The sequence below is a fragment of the Streptomyces sp. NPDC031445 genome (assembly GCF_055581365.1).
In genome coordinates this window covers 12,798-28,220 of the sequence record NZ_JBVIJO010000017.1, presented here as the reverse complement: position 1 = coordinate 28,220, position 15,423 = coordinate 12,798, and the positions used below count along the sequence as shown (strand labels likewise).

Below are 15,423 nucleotides of genomic sequence, written 5' to 3'. Positions count from 1 at the left end.
CGCTCGCACTAGGGTGCGCGCCGATGGACGAACCACTGGGGAGGCAGGGATGGCCGGGACGGACGCTGAGCCCGTCGCCGCCGCGGACGATGCGCTGTACGTGCTGACGGCGGTACTGCTCACGCCGGCACAGTTTCCGAGCGTGCTGGGCGACGACTACCCGGAGGCGTGTGCGGCGCTGGACCTCGCGCCGCGCGCCGACGGGTACGGCCTGGTGCTGGGCCAGGACGGGCTGGGCGCTCGCTGGACGGTCGTCATCGACGACGTCTCGCTGGTCGCCGTGGCGATCGCTTCCTGGGACTGCGGCATGGAGTACGAGCTGTCGCCGGACGAGCGCGCGGTCGTGACCGCCCTGCCGGGATGGCCCCTGCCCGTCGCCGTCGCGGCACCCGGCGTGCCCGCTCCTCACGACCCGCCCGCCGAGGAGGCCGGACGGTCGGCGCTGTGCCCGCCGGACACCGCCTCCTGGGGGCCCGCACAGCGCCGGCTGGGTGCCGACGAGATAGCGCTGCAGTGGGCCGCCTGGCGGGAGCAGATCGACGACGCCGACTTCCCCGTGCCCGGCGAGCGCACGCCGGACCTGCCCTCCGCGCGGGAGGGCGACGGCGAGGGCGCCAGAGCCGGTGGCCACGCCGGTGTCCGCCGGGTGCTCGCGGAAGCGCGCGCCTACATCGACTCGCCACCGCCGCTCGGCCGCGTGCGCTCGTCGTTCGCGCCCGGCGAGGCCCGTACGCTCCGCGCCGACGGCCCCGGCTGGTCGATCGTGGCCCGCACCGACGACATCGCGTTCGTCCTGCTCGACGAGGAGCCCGGCGAGGTGCTGCCGGTGGGCCGGGGACCCGAGCTGCCCGGTCTGCTGGAGGCGCTCGACAAGATGGCCGTACGGCCCCTGTGAGCCGGGGCTGCCGGACGAGACCTTCCGGTCGCTCCCCCGGCAGCCGCGCCACCCCTGGGCGACACGGCTCCCCATGGCCCGGCCGGTTCGTCCTGACGGCTCGCCGAGTGAGGCCTTGCCGCGCACCGGCGCCTCAGCGGCCGAGCTCCTTGCGGGTGACCCTGCGCAGCCTGCGCCGCTGTGAGGGGTCCAGGGCGAGGTAGGCGGCCGCCGGAACTCCCACGACGATGAGGAGCGCCACCCACCAGGGCAGCCATATGAGCAGGATCAGCCCGACCGCCACGCCCCCTGCGGCGATCTTCGCGTTCATGGACATGAGCGTCGCCTCCTTCGCGGCCACTGCCGCTCTCTGATCTGAGAACGGCCCCCCGCTCCCCTCGGTTCCACGACCCGACCCTGAGACATCCCTGAGCCACGCCCCCTAGTGGTCCGCGACGGGGCGGGAATCCTGTTGGCAGGGGGCGGGACGCGGTGCGGGCCGTTGACGGCGGGCCGAGCGCGGTGAGGGGCCGCCCGCAGCCGGCGGGACACGGTGAGGACGCCGGTGACCGGCCGGGCGCGGCGAGGCCCTGGGCGCCCGGCGCGACGCGGCAAGGACGCCGGCGGCCCGCCGGCCCGCCGCATCAAGCCCGCCGGATCAGCGCCTCATAGCACTCGACGTCCCAGCGGGCCTGATGCGGCGGCCTTCCCCGCGGCAGGGTGCGGGTGCCCGCCGCGACCGTCACATGACGCTCCGCGGACAGGCAGAACACCACGAAGACCTTCCGATGCGTGAGTTCGAGGGTCTCTTCGTAGTACCAGTCCGCGACGAGCCCGTGGTCGTCCGACAGGAACGGGCGCTGGACGAACTCCTGTACCTCGGCGGGAAAGTTCCCGAGAACGCCGAGGGCCGCAGGGGCCAGGTTCAGCGGGCGCACGGCTGGGGCCGGCGGCTGCGCGGCACGGGTGGCCGCGGCCCGGTCCCAGGGCCCGGTCGCCGTCGAGGGTCGCTTCCCGCGGCCGGTCACCGCGAACGACCGCCGCCGCACCGATCCGGGCTCCACTCTCAGGCGCTCGCCCTGGGAGACGGTGCGGCCGTCGCGGACGACGCAGCCGACCTGGCACAGTCCGCGGGGGCCGAACACGAACGCCTTGGGGCGGCCCTCGTCGTCCAATCGCGCCCACCACTCCCAGACGCCACCGGCCTTGTGCGCCAGTTTCTCCCGCACGCCCGGTTCCAGCATGTCCCAGCACTGCTGCCGGCTCGGGACCGAGGCGTCGACCTCGAAGCCTCCCGGCCGATGGACCGGCGGAACCACCCCGGCTGGTTCCGTGTGCGCCTGTTCGGCACGGCGCGGTTCCACGGCCGCGTGCTCCTCCCGCAGGGGCGACGGCATGCGATCCCGTCCGCCCGGCTCCGATCCCTCTCCTCGTCTCGGGATCTGTGCAGGCCCCACGCCCCTCAGGCTCTCCCCCATGCCGTCCCCCTCACTCGACCACTGCGCTCGACAGCGGTAGCGGACATTGTTCCTGCCGGTGCGCGCTTGCCGCCCGTACTCGCGACGAACCAGAACTCCTTCGAACAGATTGTGGAGTGACCCGCGTCACGGCACAGGCAGGACAGGAACGCCCCGGCCGTCCTGTAATCTCGGCGGCTCCGGTCGAGTAGTCAAATTTGAGGAGTGCAACGAAGCTGTGCAGACCATCCCTGCGCCACCACCCTCCGAACCGACCGACCTGACTGAACTGACCGAGCTAACTGAACTGACTGAACTGACCGAATGCTGCGTCGTGTTCCTGCCGTCCGATCCCCCGCGCGCGGGCCGCATCGGCTTCTGGCGGCCGGACGGTGGGGTTCCGCCCGGACACGCGGAGGGCTCGCCGGCAGAACTGGACCTCGTACTGCCCTCGGACGACGGAGGCGTCGAACGCGTGCCGCTGCCCGTCCTCCTGCTTCCCGTCGGCACCGCCCTTCCGGTGCTCGCACGCGCGCGTGCGCTGCCGCGGGAACACCGGGCCGCCGCGTTCTGGCGGACCGCGTACGAACTGGCCCTCGGCTTCCTGGCGCGCGGTCTGCTCCTGCCGGGCCTGACCGCCGGCGATCACGACGCCTGGCGCGTGGGGCCGCTGTCCGCGCGCGACGCGGAACTGGTCCGCGAACTCGCCGCCGCCATGCCCCCGCAGGCGCACGCCGTGCCGCTCACGGCCGACGGGCCCGCGCTGTTGCCCGAGCCGGAACGGCTGCTGCGCGCCTTCCTCGACGCGGTCGCCGACGTGCTGCCGCGCTCCCCCGCGGCCCCGCTGGTGACCGGCGGCCCCGCGTACACGGCGCTGGAGCCGCGGCGTCTGCCCGCGCTGCGGGAGTGGGCGGACGACATCGCCGCCGGCCATGACGCGGGGGTGCGGCTGTCGCTGCGCGTGGAGGCGTCCGGTCTCGACGACGCCGCCGCCTCCCAGGACGGTGCTCCGGTCCGCTTCCGTGCGGTCCTCCAGGTGCATGGCCAGGGCGGACCGGCGGACGTCATGGACGCCGCAAAACTGTGGACCGGTGCGGACACCGGGCGCCCGGAATTCGCCCTCCGCGCGCGTACGGACGCGTTGCTGGCGCTTCGCCGGGCGGCCCGCGCCTGGCCGCCGCTGACACCGCTGCTCTCCGCCGCCGTGCCGGACACCCTCGACCTCGCCGACGACGAGATCGCCGAGCTGCTGGGCGAAGGCACGCGGGCGCTGGCCGGCGCGGGGGTCGACGTGCACTGGCCCCGGGACCTGGCACGCGGCCTCACCGCGCACGCGGCGATCGGCCCACCGGACGACGGCACCGCACCGTCCGGGACCACCACCGTTCCGTCGTTCCTCAGCGCGGACGACCGGGTCACGTTCGGCTGGCGGTTCGACCTGGGCGGGCGGGAGCTGTCCCGGCAGGAGCTGGACCGGCTGGCGGAGGCGAAGCGGCCCCTGGTGCGGCTGCGCGACGGCTGGGTCCTGGTCGATCCGCGGGAGGCGGAGCGGGCCCGGACCGAGCGGGACCGTTCCGTCGCTCCCGTCGAGGCGCTGGCCGCGGCTCTGACGGGTTCGGCGGAGGTCGACGGCCGGCAGGTCGACGTACGGCCCACGGGGTGGCTGGAGGGGCTCCGGGAGCGGCTGACAGCCCAGGACCCGGCCCTCACCGTCGGACAGCCACCGGGGCTGGCCGCGACCCTGCGGGACTATCAACTGCGCGGGCTCGACTGGCTGGCGCGGACGACATCGCTCGGACTGGGCTGCTGTCTGGCCGACGACATGGGGCTCGGCAAGACGATCACACTGATCGCCCTGCACCTGCACCGGCAGACCGATCCGGCGGCGGCCGGTCCCACGCTCGTGGTCTGCCCGGCCTCGCTGCTGGGCAACTGGCAGCGCGAGGTCGAACGGTTCGCTCCCGGGGTGCCGGTGCGCCGGTTCCACGGGCCCGGACGCGATCTGGCGTCCCTGGCGGACGGTGAGTTCGTGCTGACCACGTACGGCACGCTGCGCCTGGACGCCGGCCGGCTCGCCGGGGTCCCGTGGGGCATGGTGGTGGCCGACGAGGCGCAGCACGTGAAGAACCCCTACTCCGCGACCGCGCGGGCGCTGCGCACGATCGGCGCACGCGCGCGCGTGGCGCTCACCGGCACTCCGGTGGAGAACAACCTCACGGAACTGTGGGCGATCCTCGACTGGACGACACCCGGCCTGCTCGGCGGCCTCGGCGGGTTCCGCGCGCGCTACGCGCAGCCCGTCGAGGGCGGCCGGGACCCCGCCGCCGCACGACGGCTCGCCCGGCTCGTCGGACCGTTCCTGCTGCGGCGGCGCAAGTCCGATCCCGGCGTCGCCCCGGAACTCCCGCCGAAGACCGAGACGGATCACCCGGTGTCGCTCACGGCTGAACAGGCGGGGCTGTACGAGGCGTTGGTGCGCGAGACCCTGGACCGCATCGCGGCCGCCGACGACATGACCCGCCGGGGCCTGATCATGCGGCTGCTCACCGGACTGAAGCAGATCTGCAATCATCCGGCGCAGTTCCTCAAGGAGGACGATCCGCGGCTCGCGGGACGCTCGGGGAAGCTGGAGCTGCTGGACGAACTGCTCGGCACCGTCCTCGCCGCGGACTCGGGTGTGCTGGTCTTCACGCAGTACGTGCGCATGGCCCGGCTGCTCGAACGGCACCTGGCGGCCCGCGGGGTGTCCTCGCTGCTGCTGCACGGCGGGACGCCGGTCGCCGCGCGTGAGGAGCTGGTACGGCGCTTCCAGGCGGGTGAGGCCCCGGTGTTCCTGCTGTCCCTCAAGGCGGCCGGGACGGGGCTGAACCTCACCCGGGCCGAGCACGTCGTGCACTACGACCGCTGGTGGAACCCTGCGGTGGAGGCACAGGCCACCGACCGGGCGTACCGCATCGGGCAGACCCGTCCGGTGCAGGTGCACCGGCTGATCGCCGAGGGGACCCTGGAGGACCGGATCGCCGAGATGCTGGGCCGCAAACGGGAGCTGGCCGACGCCGTGCTCGGTTCCGGTGAGGCGGCCCTTACGGAACTGTCGTACGAGGAACTGGCCGCACTGGTGGAACTGCGCGGGGAGGCGCGATGAGCCGCTGGGACGACGAGCATGGACGGGACGCGGAGCGCACGTTCGCCGCGCTGCCGCCCGCGCGCGGGCGTGCCTTCGCCCGGAGCTGGTGGGGGCTGGCCTGGCTGCGGGCCCTGGAGGACGCCGCGCTGGAGGCCGCGGTGGTCAAGTCCGGGCGCCGGCTCGCGCGCGCGGGCGGCGTGGGAGCGGTGACCGTACGGCCGGGCCGGGTCACCGCCGTCGTCCGTGACCGCGCGGGCGCGGCGTACCGGGCCGACGTCCTGCTGCCGCGGCTGTCCGACGAGGAGTGGGCGCGGTTCGAGGATCTCGCGGTGGAGCAGGCCGGCCACATGGCCGCGCTGCTCGAACGGGAGCTTCCGCCGCATCTGCTCGAGGACGCGGCGGTGGCGGGGATCGACCTCCTGCCGGGTCTCGGCGATCTGGATCCCGCGTGCGACTGCGGCGCCTGGGACCACTGCGGGCACACCGCCGCCCTGTGCCACCAGGTGGCGCGGCTGCTGGACGAGGATCCGTTTCTGCTCCTGCTGATGCGCGGGCGGGACAAGGACGCCTTCCTGGCGGAGCTGCACGTCCGCGGCACGGCGGAACCGTCCGGGGTGACACCCCCGGCCGCGGGGGTGGACGCGGCCGAGGCCTGGGCGGCTGCCGGCATCCTGCCGCCGCTGCCCGAGTCGCCCGGACTGCCCTCGGCTCCCGGCGCGCCACCGTCCTTCGCCACCGGGGCGCCGGCCGCGCCGGGGGTGGACCCGGCGGCGCTGGAGCACCTGGCCGGTCGCACCGCCGCGGAGGCGTACCGGCTGCTGGCGGCGGCGCTGCGTGGTGAGACGCGGACGGAAGCGGACCTGACGGTCGCTCAGGACGCCGTACGCCTGGCGTGCGGGGCGGCCCCCGCAGCCGTCACCGAGCGGCTCGCCGCGGGGTCGGGGCGCGGGCACGACGGGCTCATGACAGCGGTCCGCGCCTGGCGGTCCGGTGGCGCGGCGGCCCTGGCGGTGCTCGACGAGGACCGGGACGTCGAGGGTGTGGCGCTGGCACGCGCGCGTGCGGCTCTGGAGGCGGCCTGGGAGGCGGACGAGCGGCCGGTGTTCCACCGCGGCGGCAACCGGTGGACCGTCCGGGAGGAAGGCGTTCAGCTGCGGCTCGGGCGCGAGGGCCGCTGGTGGCCGTACCGCGACGAGGGGGGACGCTGGGTCCCGGCGGGCGGGGCCGATCCGGACCCCGCGACAGCGCTCGCCTCCGCGCGGCCGGACAGGGAGGTTCCGGCAGCGCACGGTTCCTGACGGATAGCCAGGATCGTCGAGGGCGTGATCCGATGAGCGGCGGACGCCGGCCGTTCACCGGGCGGTCGTGCGGCGTTCCTCCGGGAGCCCAAGGGTGTCGGCAGTCCATGACCTTGCTCCAGGAGGCCCGATGTCCCCGCACGCCGCCGGTCTGCGCCGCGTCCGCCGTTCCCTCGCCACGGGCTGGCCCCTGGCCCTGGCCGCCGTCCTCGTCGCGGCGGGGACGGCCACCGCGGCGCCGTCGGGGGACGCCCGTGTGATCCGTACGGCGACCCTCGGCGAGATCCCGCTCGGCGCGTTCAGCAACGCGCTGCTGCCCGGCAGCGTGGCCGACGACCACGGGATCAAGCTCGGCGGCATCGGCAGCGACATCTACCCGGCCGGCCGCAAGGACGAGTACTGGACGGTGACCGACCGCGGTCCCAACGGTCAGATCAAGGTGGACGGCAAGAAGCGCCGCACCTTCCCGGTGCCGGGATTCGATCCGGCCATCGTGAGGATCAAGGTTGCCGGGGACACCGTCAAGGTCATCGACGCGATGCCGCTGACCACCTCCTCCGGGAAGGCCGTCACCGGACTGCCCGATCAGAAGAGCCGGGACGAGGCGCCGTACACCTACGACGCGCGGACGCCGCTGTCCTACGACCCGAACGGCCTCGACACCGAGGGCCTCGTCCGGGCCGGGGACGGCAGCTTCTGGCTCGTGGACGAGTACGGGCCTTCCCTCGTGCACGTCTCCGCGCGCGGGCGGGTCCTCGCGCGCTACGTGCCCAGGGGGCTCGGTCTGACGGGCGCGGACTACCCGGTGGTGGAGGCGCTCCCGGAGGTCCTGTTGCACCGCAAGACCAACCGCGGGTTCGAGGGGCTGGCGCAGCTTCCCGGCGGTGACCTGGTGATGGCCCTGCAGAGCCCGCTGTCGCTGCCGGACGCAAACGCCGGCGACGCCTCCCGCACCACCCGCCTGCTGCGCTTCTCACCCCGCGCGAAGGCCGTCACGGCCGAGTACGCCTACCGCTTCGACCCGGTGGACGTGGTGGACCCGGGCGAGGACGACACCTCCGAGCTGAAGATCTCCTCGGTGGTCGCAGCCGGCGGTGACCGGCTGCTGGTCGAGGAGCGCACGGACAAGGCCGCCCGGCTCCAGCTGGTCAGCCTGCGGCGCACGTCGGACATCCTCGGCGGTCCCTGGGACGACGACACCACGGCTCCGTCGCTGGAGCAGCTGGACGACCCCGCGGCGCAGGGCGTGCCGGTGCTGGCCAAGCGCCTGGTGGTCGACCTGGGCAAGGTCGCGGGGGTGCCAGGGAAGATCGAGGGCATCGCGCGCGTGGATCACGACACGCTCGCACTCGTCAACGACAACGACTTCGGGATGACCGACGGGACGGGCGCTTTCGACGCCCAGGGCCGCCTGGTCGACAGCGGGATCAAGACGACCGTGACGTACGTCCGGCTGCCCGAGGGCCGCTGACACCGGGCTCACGGCCGGGGGCCGGGGTGAACGGCTGGCGCCCGCCCCGGCCCTCCTGCGTTCAGCCCCGCGCTCCGAGCAGGTGGTCCATCGCCAGCTGGTCGAGGCGTTCGAAGGCCATGCCGCGCGCGGCGGCCGCCTCCACGTCGAACTCCTCGAAGGCCGCGCGGTCGGCGAGCAGGGCCTGCAGGCCGTCGGCCGCGGTCGGCTGGGCCAGCTCGTCCAGGCGCGAGGCGCGCAGGGCCTCCTGCACCTCGGGGTCGGCGCGGAAGGCGGCCGCCCGCTCCTTCAGGATGAGGTAGTTGCGCATGCAGCCCGCCGCCGAGGCCCACACGCCGTCGAGGTCCTCGGTCCGCGGCGGCTTGAAGTCGAAGTGGCGGGGGCCTTCGTAACCGGCGCTCTCCAGGAGGTCGACCAGCCAGAAGGCGGACCGCAGGTCGCCCGCGCCGAAGCGCAGGTCCTGGTCGTACTTGATGCCGGACTGACCGTTGAGGTCGATGTGGAAGAGCTTCCCGGCCCACAGGGCCTGCGCGATGCCGTGCGGGAAGTTCAGGCCGGCCATCTGCTCGTGGCCGACCTCGGGGTTGACGCCGTAGAGCTCGGGCCGCTCCAGGCGCTCGATGAAGGCCAGCGCGTGCCCGACGGTGGGCAGCAGGATGTCGCCGCGGGGCTCGTTCGGCTTGGGCTCGATGGCGAAGCGGAGGTCGTAGCCCTGCGAGGTGACGTACTCGCCGAGGAGGTCGAAGGCCTCCTTCATGCGGTCCAGGGCGGACCTCACGTCCTTGGCGGCGCCGGACTCGGCGCCCTCGCGGCCACCCCAGGCGACGTACGTCTTCGCACCCAGCTCGACCGCCAGGTCGATGTTGCGGATCGTCTTGCGCAGGGCGTAGCGGCGGACGTCGCGGTCGTTCGCGGTGAAGGCGCCGTCCTTGAAGACGGGGTGCGTGAAGAGGTTCGTGGTGGCCATCGGGACGGTCATGCCGGTGGCGTCCAGGGCCTGGCGGAACCGCTTGACGTGGGACTCGCGCTCGGTGTCCGAGGAACCGAAGGGGATCAGGTCGTCGTCGTGGAAGGTCACTCCGGAGGCACCCAGTTCCGCCAGGCGCCGCACCGTCTCGACCGGGTCGAGGGCGCGGCGGGTGGCGTCGCCGAACGGGTCCCTGCCCTGCCAGCCGACGGTCCAGAGTCCGAACGTGAACCTGTCCTCGGGGGTGGGCTGGTAGCTCATGCCGCGGCTCCTTGCTCTGTTGCGACTATTTCGTCATGGCGGTTTACAAATTAGTATGCCGACGCACCTCTGGGAAGAGACAAGATGTCTTCGACAGCAAGGTGTCTTCGAAACCACACACCCGCACGTCCCGCGGAGCCGCGGAAGAGGGAGAGCCCGATGTCAGCAGCCGAGGGTCCGCTCGTCGTCGGGGTGGACACGTCCACCCAGTCCACGAAGGCACTGGTCGTCGACGTGGCCACCGGTCGGGTGGTGGCGAGCGGCCAGGCACCGCACACGGTCTCGTCCGGCGCCGGCCGGGAGAGCGATCCGCGCCAGTGGTGGGACGCGCTGTGCGAGGCGTTGCGCCAGTGCGGTGACGCGGCGCACGAGGCGGCCGCGGTGTCGATCGGCGGCCAGCAGCACGGTCTGGTCACCCTGGACGAGCGCGGCGAGCCGGTGCGTCCGGCGCTGCTGTGGAACGACGTCCGCTCGGCGCCGCAGGCCGTGCGTCTGGTGGAGGAGCTGGGCGGGCCGAAGGCCTGGGCGGAGCGCACCGGCAGCGTGCCCGGCGCGTCCTTCACGGTCACCAAGTGGGCGTGGCTCGCCGAGCACGAACCGGAGGCGGTCCGCGCGACCCGGGCGGTACGGCTCCCCCACGACTACCTCACCGAGCGCCTGACCGGGCAGGGCACGACCGACCGCGGTGACGCCTCGGGCACCGGCTGGTGGGCATCCGGTACGGAGGCGTACGACGAGGGGACCCTCGCGCACGTCGGCCTGGACCCGGCGCTGCTGCCCCGGGTGGTACGACCCGGCGAGGTGGCCGGCACCGTGCGCGACAGCCACGACCTGCCGTTCTCGAAGGGCACCCTGGTGGCCCCGGGCACCGGCGACAACGCGGCGGCGGCCCTGGGCCTCGGGCTGCGTCCCGGCACGCCGGTGCTGAGCCTCGGGACGTCCGGCACGGTCTACGCCGTCTCCCGGCGCCGTCCCACCGATCCGACCGGAACGGTGGCGGGCTTCGCCGACGCGCGCGGGGACTGGCTCCCCCTGGCCTGCACCCTGAACTGCACCCTCGCGGTGGACCGCGTCGCGGACCTGCTGGGCCTGGACCGCGAGGCGGTGGAATCCGGCGGCTCCGTGACCCTGCTGCCGTACCTGGACGGCGAGCGCACGCCGAACCTGCCGCACGCCTCCGGAGTGCTGCACGGTCTGCGGCACGACACCACCGCGGGTCAGCTGCTCCAGGCCGCGTACGACGGCGCGGTGCACGCGCTGCTCGGGGCTCTCGACCTCGTCCTCGACGAGGACGCGGACCGCGCCACCCCCCTGCTCCTGATCGGCGGCGGGGCCCGCGGAACGGCCTGGCAGCAGACCGTGCGCCGGCTCTCGGGACGGCCCGTCCAGATCCCGCAGGCCAGGGAACTGGTCGCCCTGGGTGCGGCGGCCCAGGCGGCCGGACTGCTGACCGGCGAGGATCCCGCGGCGGTCGCTCGCCGCTGGAACACGGCCGCGGGCCCCGTCCTGGAGCCCGTGGAACGGGACCGGGCGACGCTGGACCGGATCACCGGGGTACTCTCCGACGCGGCCCCGCTGCTGGAGCGGGGGACGGACACCGAGTGACCGATCCGCCCGCGACCAGCCGGGCGGCAGACACCGAGGATCGACGGAGGCATGACCGCACCGCTGCACGAGGCGCGCCCATCGGGCGCCGGGCGCGCCCTGCCGGACACCCAGCAGGGCATGCGCCGGCGCAACCTGGCCCGGGTACTGCACGCCGTGAGCGCCGAGGGCTCGCTGTCCCGGGCGGCGGTCGCCTCCCGGATCGGACTGACGCGGGCCGCGGTGTCGACCCTCGTGGACGAGCTGATCCGCTGGGGCCTGCTGGAGGAACTGGGGCCCGAGCGGCCGGGGCGGGTGGGCCGGCCCGGGTCGGCGCTCGCGGTGAGCGGGCGGGGGCCCGCGGGGATAGGGGCCGAGATCGGCGTCGACCACCTCGCGGTGTGCGCGGTCGACCTGCGCGGCGAGGTCCGCGCGCGGGCGGTGCGGCGCGGTGTCAACCGGGGCCGGTCGCCGGGACCGGTGATCGAGGAGCTGACGGCGCTGATCCAGCAGGTCGTCGCGGAGGCGGAACGCGCGCAGCTCTGGCCCGCCGGACTCGCGGTCGCCGTGCCCGGCCTGGTGGCGAGGGACGGGCGGACGGTCGTACGCGCCCCCAACCTCGACTGGCACGACACCGACCTCGGTCCCCTGCTGCCCGCGCAGGGGCCGCTGACCGTCGACAACGAGGCCAACTTCGGCGCGCTGGCCGAGCTGTGGCTCGGCGCCGGTACGCCGGGCGACTTCCTGCACGTGTCGGCCGAGATCGGCATCGGCGCGGCGATCGTCGTGGACGGCCGGCTGCTGCGCGGCACCCGGGGCTTCGCGGGTGAGCTGGGCCACGTGCCCGTACGACCGGACGGTCCCCCCTGCCCGTGCGGCAGCCGGGGGTGCCTGGAGCAGTACGCGGGCGAGGAGGCGGTCCTGCGCGCGGCCGGTCTTGAGCCGCGGGACGACCGGGTCGGCCTGCTCGCGGAACGCGCCGAGGCGGGCGACGAGAGGGTGCGGTCCGCGCTGCGGGACGCCGGTACGGCCCTCGGCATCGCCCTTACCGGAGCGGTGAACCTGCTCGATCCCGAGACGGTGGTCCTGGGCGGGGCCCTGGCCGGTCTGTCCCCGTGGCTGCTGCCGTCGCTGGACACGGAGCTGTCGGGCCGCACGGCCGGCCCGGCCTGCCCGGTGACGGTCTCCCCACTGGGCCCGCAGGGCCCCCTGCTGGGCGCCGCGCACTCGGTCGTCCGGGCGGTACTGGACGATCCGGCGGTGGTGGCGGAACGATCCTGACGCGGTCCGGCGCGCGCCGGGGACCCGGCCGGTGGAGTCGGGTGACGGACTGAGTCCCCCCGCTGGACCGAGTTCCAGCCGTGGGCGCGGCCCACCCGGGCGGTGATGCCCGGGAGACGGTGCCCAGGCGGCGCTGCTCGCCGGGACGCCGGACCACGGGGAGCATCCCCGGCCGGTTGCGGGCGTGGCGGTCCTCCGCGGTGCGCGCGGTGCCTGGCACGTCGCAGCCGGCGCCTCGCCCAACCTCACCCGATCGAGTGAGCAAGTTGTCCACAAGCCGCGACTCGTCCACGGAACCGTGGCACCCCCTTCTGCCCAACCCACCCGAGTCGTACCGTGATTCACGCGAGACCCAGCCGACGGATCGTCACCAGGCGGCAGGGGCAAGCGGAATCAAGAGTGCGCGGGCGGCGGTGGCGGCGGACTGAGACGTATCGGGGGACACATGCACGGGGAGACGAAGGGGACGCTGCGGCGCGACGCCATCGGATTGCGCGAGGTGCTGTTCCAGAGCATCACGGCGATGGCGCCGGCCGCCGCGGTGGCGGCTTCGATTCCGTCGGGCGCCGCTTTCGCGGGCGGCAGCCTCCCGCTCGCGGTGCTCGTAGCCCTGGTGGCCTGTCTGTTCACCGCCTCCTGCGTGGCCGAGCTCGCGCGGGAGCTGCCCGCGGCCGGCTCGGTGGCTACGTACGCGGCACAGGGCCTGCACCCGGCCGTCGGCTTCCTCGTCGGGTGGGCCTACGTCTTCGTGGAGATGCTGGTGCCACCCCTGCTGCTCCTCCAGCTGGGCTTCACGGCGGCGGGCACGCTGCACGAGGAATGGCCGGCGTACCCGGCCGACCTGTGGTGGCCGTGGGCGCTGGCGGGCGCCGGGGTGATCGCCGTCTCCGGCTATCTGGGCGTCCGTGCCTCCGCCCGCTTCGGCACCGTCCTCGGCGTCTTCGAGATCCTCGTCCTCCTGGTGTTCGCCGTGCTGCTCATCGGCAAGGCGGGCAGCGCCAACACCCTGTCGGTGTTCGGTACGTCCCACACCGCCGACGGCTACACGGGGGCCGCCGGGGTGTTCGCCGGGTCCGTGTACACGGTGCTGGCCTTCGCCGGGTTCGAGGCGGCGGCGCCGCTCGCCGAGGAGACCCGTGACCCGCGGCGGACCATGCACCGCGCGGTCCTCGGAGCGGCCGTGGGCATCGGCCTGTTCTACGTCCTCACGACGTACGCGATGACCGTCTACTTCGGCCCCGACCGCTTCGCGGAGTTCGGCGCCTCGGGCGAGGCGTCCTGGGAGGGCGTCGCCCGGGCCTCGTTCGGTCTGTTCTGGGTGCTGGTGTTCCTCGCGGTGGTCAACTCGGCCATCGCGAACGCCAACGCGAGCGCGAACGTCTCGACCCGCACGGCCTTCGCCCTCGCCCGCGTCCGCGTCCTGCCCGGCCTGCTCGCCACGCTTCATCCCCGGCACCACTCCCCCGTGGCCGGCATCGCCCTGCAGACCCTCGTCGCGGTCGCAGCGGTGCTGGGGCTCGGCTTCGCCTACGGCCCGGTGACCGCGTTCCTGTTGCTCGCCACGGTGATCGTCACGGTCGTCGTCGGCGTCTACATCGTCGTGAACCTCTCCTGCGCCGGCTATTTCCTGCGCTCCGGCCGGGCTTCCTTCGCACCGGTACGGCACCTGCTGTTCCCCGTGCTGGGCATCGCCGCGTTCGTGCCCGCCCTGCTGACGGCGGCCGGCCTTCCGGTGTTCGATTTCGTGACGGAACTGACGGCACCGGTGTCCTACGCCGGTCCGGTCGTCGGCGCGTGGATGGCCGTGGGAGCGGTCGTGCTGGTCGTGCTGATACGGCGGCACCCGGAGCGGATAGCGGAGACCGCGCGGGTGCACCTCGACGCGTACGACCCCGGCGCCGGCCGCATGAACGGATCCGTGCCGGGCTGACCACCCCTCACGTGGGGCTCCACCCACACCCGCCCGCGTCCCCGCCCCGGGGTACGCCCCCAGAAGGGAGTCACGCCACGATGACCGACCCCCGGATCCTCACCGTGCGCCCCGAACCTGACCAGTACGCGTGGACGTTCGGCGGAGCGGCGCCCCTGGCGCGGATCGCGCCCGGTACGGTCCTCGACCTCTACACGGAGGACTGCTTCGCGGGCCGGGTCCGCTCCGAGAAGGACCTGGTGTCCGAGGTGTGCGAGTTCCCCTTCCTCAATCCGCAGACCGGGCCCTTCCACATCGAGGGCGCCGAGCCCGGTGACACCGTGGCCGTGCACTTCGTGTCGATCGAACCGGCCCGCGACTGGGCGGCGTCCACGACGGTCCCCCTCTTCGGTGCGCTGACCTCCACGCACACGACGGCCGCCCTTCAGCCACCGCTGCCTGAGCGGGTGTGGATCTGGCAGCTGGACCGGGCCCGCGGAACGGCACTGTTCCAGGCGCGGGACAGCGACCTCCAGGTGGAGCTGCCCCTGGACCCGATGCACGGCACGGTGGGTGTGGCACCCGCCAGCCTGGAGGTGCGCTCGGCCCTGGTGCCCGACGCCCACGGCGGCAACATGGACACGCCGGAGATGCGGGCCGGCGTCACCTGCTACCTGGGTGTCAACGTCGAGGGCGCCCTGCTCAGCCTCGGCGACGGGCACGCCCGGCAGGGCGAGGGCGAGACCTGTGGCGTGGCCGTGGAGTGCGCGATGAACACGGTGGTGGTCGTCGACCTCCTCAAGGACGTCGCCACACCGTGGCCCCGGCTGGAGTCGGACACGCACATCATCTCGACCGGTTCGGCCCGGCCGCTGGAGGACGCGTTCCGGATATCCCAGCTCGACCTGGTGCAGTGGCTGGTGCGCGACTACGGGTTCAGTGAGCTGGACGCGTACCAGTTCGCAACCCAGGCGGTCGAATCCCCGTTGGCCAACGTGTGCGACACGAACTACACGTGCGTGGCCAAGCTCCGCAAACAGTGGCTGCCCGCGCGGGAGACGTACCGCGGCGTGCACGCCCGGCTGCGGGAGACCGCGCGGGCCCTGCGCCGCTGACGTCCCCGTCGTACCCCGACACCCGAAAGCCCGCCGAACGGCATTCCCCGAGCCATCCCGGAAGGCATCCCGAAAGGCA

At 73.9% G+C, this 15,423-nt stretch carries 11 protein-coding genes; 8 read left to right on the top strand and 3 right to left on the bottom strand.

Annotation, left to right across the window (positions count from 1 at the left end; genetic code table 11):
* Nucleotides 1-49 precede the first annotated feature (49 nt).
* Nucleotides 50-895, top strand: a complete 846-nt coding sequence (locus ACZ5DC_RS34955; RefSeq protein ID WP_468659573.1) for a hypothetical protein — start codon at nt 50-52, stop codon at nt 893-895.
* Nucleotides 896-1,028: 133 nt separating this feature from the next.
* Here ACZ5DC_RS34955 and ACZ5DC_RS34950 read toward each other — a convergent pair whose 3' ends face one another.
* Both ACZ5DC_RS34950 and ACZ5DC_RS34945 read right to left on the bottom strand, forming a co-directional pair.
* Nucleotides 1,029-1,211 (bottom strand): hypothetical protein, encoded by a 183-nt coding sequence (locus ACZ5DC_RS34950; RefSeq protein WP_468659571.1) that lies wholly within the window; start codon nt 1,209-1,211, stop codon nt 1,029-1,031.
* Between the two features lie 307 nt (nt 1,212-1,518).
* Nucleotides 1,519-2,271, bottom strand: coding sequence for a hypothetical protein (locus ACZ5DC_RS34945; RefSeq protein WP_468659569.1), 753 nt, complete (start codon nt 2,269-2,271; stop codon nt 1,519-1,521).
* 1,003 nt (nt 2,272-3,274) lie between these two features.
* Here ACZ5DC_RS34945 and ACZ5DC_RS34940 point away from each other — a divergent pair.
* The 3 genes from ACZ5DC_RS34940 to ACZ5DC_RS34930 all read left to right on the top strand — a co-directional run bounded on the left by ACZ5DC_RS34940 (nt 3,275) and on the right by ACZ5DC_RS34930 (nt 8,227).
* Nucleotides 3,275-5,476: a DEAD/DEAH box helicase gene (locus ACZ5DC_RS34940; protein WP_468659810.1), complete on the top strand. Its 2,202-nt coding sequence runs from the start codon at nt 3,275-3,277 to the stop codon at nt 5,474-5,476.
* On the top strand, nt 5,473-6,756 hold the full coding sequence (locus ACZ5DC_RS34935; protein WP_468659567.1) for an SWIM zinc finger family protein: 1,284 nt from the start codon (nt 5,473-5,475) through the stop codon (nt 6,754-6,756). Before ACZ5DC_RS34940 ends, ACZ5DC_RS34935 begins: the two co-directional genes overlap by 4 nt.
* A gap of 130 nt (nt 6,757-6,886) precedes the next feature.
* Nucleotides 6,887-8,227: an esterase-like activity of phytase family protein gene (locus ACZ5DC_RS34930; RefSeq protein ID WP_468659565.1), complete on the top strand. Its 1,341-nt coding sequence runs from the start codon at nt 6,887-6,889 to the stop codon at nt 8,225-8,227.
* Between the two features lie 61 nt (nt 8,228-8,288).
* Here ACZ5DC_RS34930 and xylA read toward each other — a convergent pair whose 3' ends face one another.
* Entirely contained in the window at nt 8,289-9,455 is a 1,167-nt protein-coding gene (xylA, locus tag ACZ5DC_RS34925; RefSeq protein WP_468659563.1) for a xylose isomerase, read from the bottom strand.
* A gap of 159 nt (nt 9,456-9,614) precedes the next feature.
* Here xylA and xylB point away from each other — a divergent pair, with 159 nt between their 5' ends.
* The 4 genes from xylB to ACZ5DC_RS34905 all read left to right on the top strand — a co-directional run bounded on the left by xylB (nt 9,615) and on the right by ACZ5DC_RS34905 (nt 15,344).
* Nucleotides 9,615-11,060, top strand: coding sequence for a xylulokinase (xylB, locus tag ACZ5DC_RS34920; RefSeq protein WP_468659561.1), 1,446 nt, complete (start codon nt 9,615-9,617; stop codon nt 11,058-11,060).
* A gap of 51 nt (nt 11,061-11,111) precedes the next feature.
* Nucleotides 11,112-12,320, top strand: coding sequence for an ROK family protein (locus tag ACZ5DC_RS34915; protein ID WP_468659559.1), 1,209 nt, complete (start codon nt 11,112-11,114; stop codon nt 12,318-12,320).
* Nucleotides 12,321-12,765: 445 nt separating this feature from the next.
* Entirely contained in the window at nt 12,766-14,250 is a 1,485-nt protein-coding gene (locus ACZ5DC_RS34910; protein ID WP_468659557.1) for an APC family permease, read from the top strand.
* A gap of 80 nt (nt 14,251-14,330) precedes the next feature.
* Nucleotides 14,331-15,344, top strand: a complete 1,014-nt coding sequence (locus tag ACZ5DC_RS34905; RefSeq protein WP_468659555.1) for an acetamidase/formamidase family protein — start codon at nt 14,331-14,333, stop codon at nt 15,342-15,344.
* The last annotated feature ends 79 nt before the right edge of the window (nt 15,345-15,423 follow it).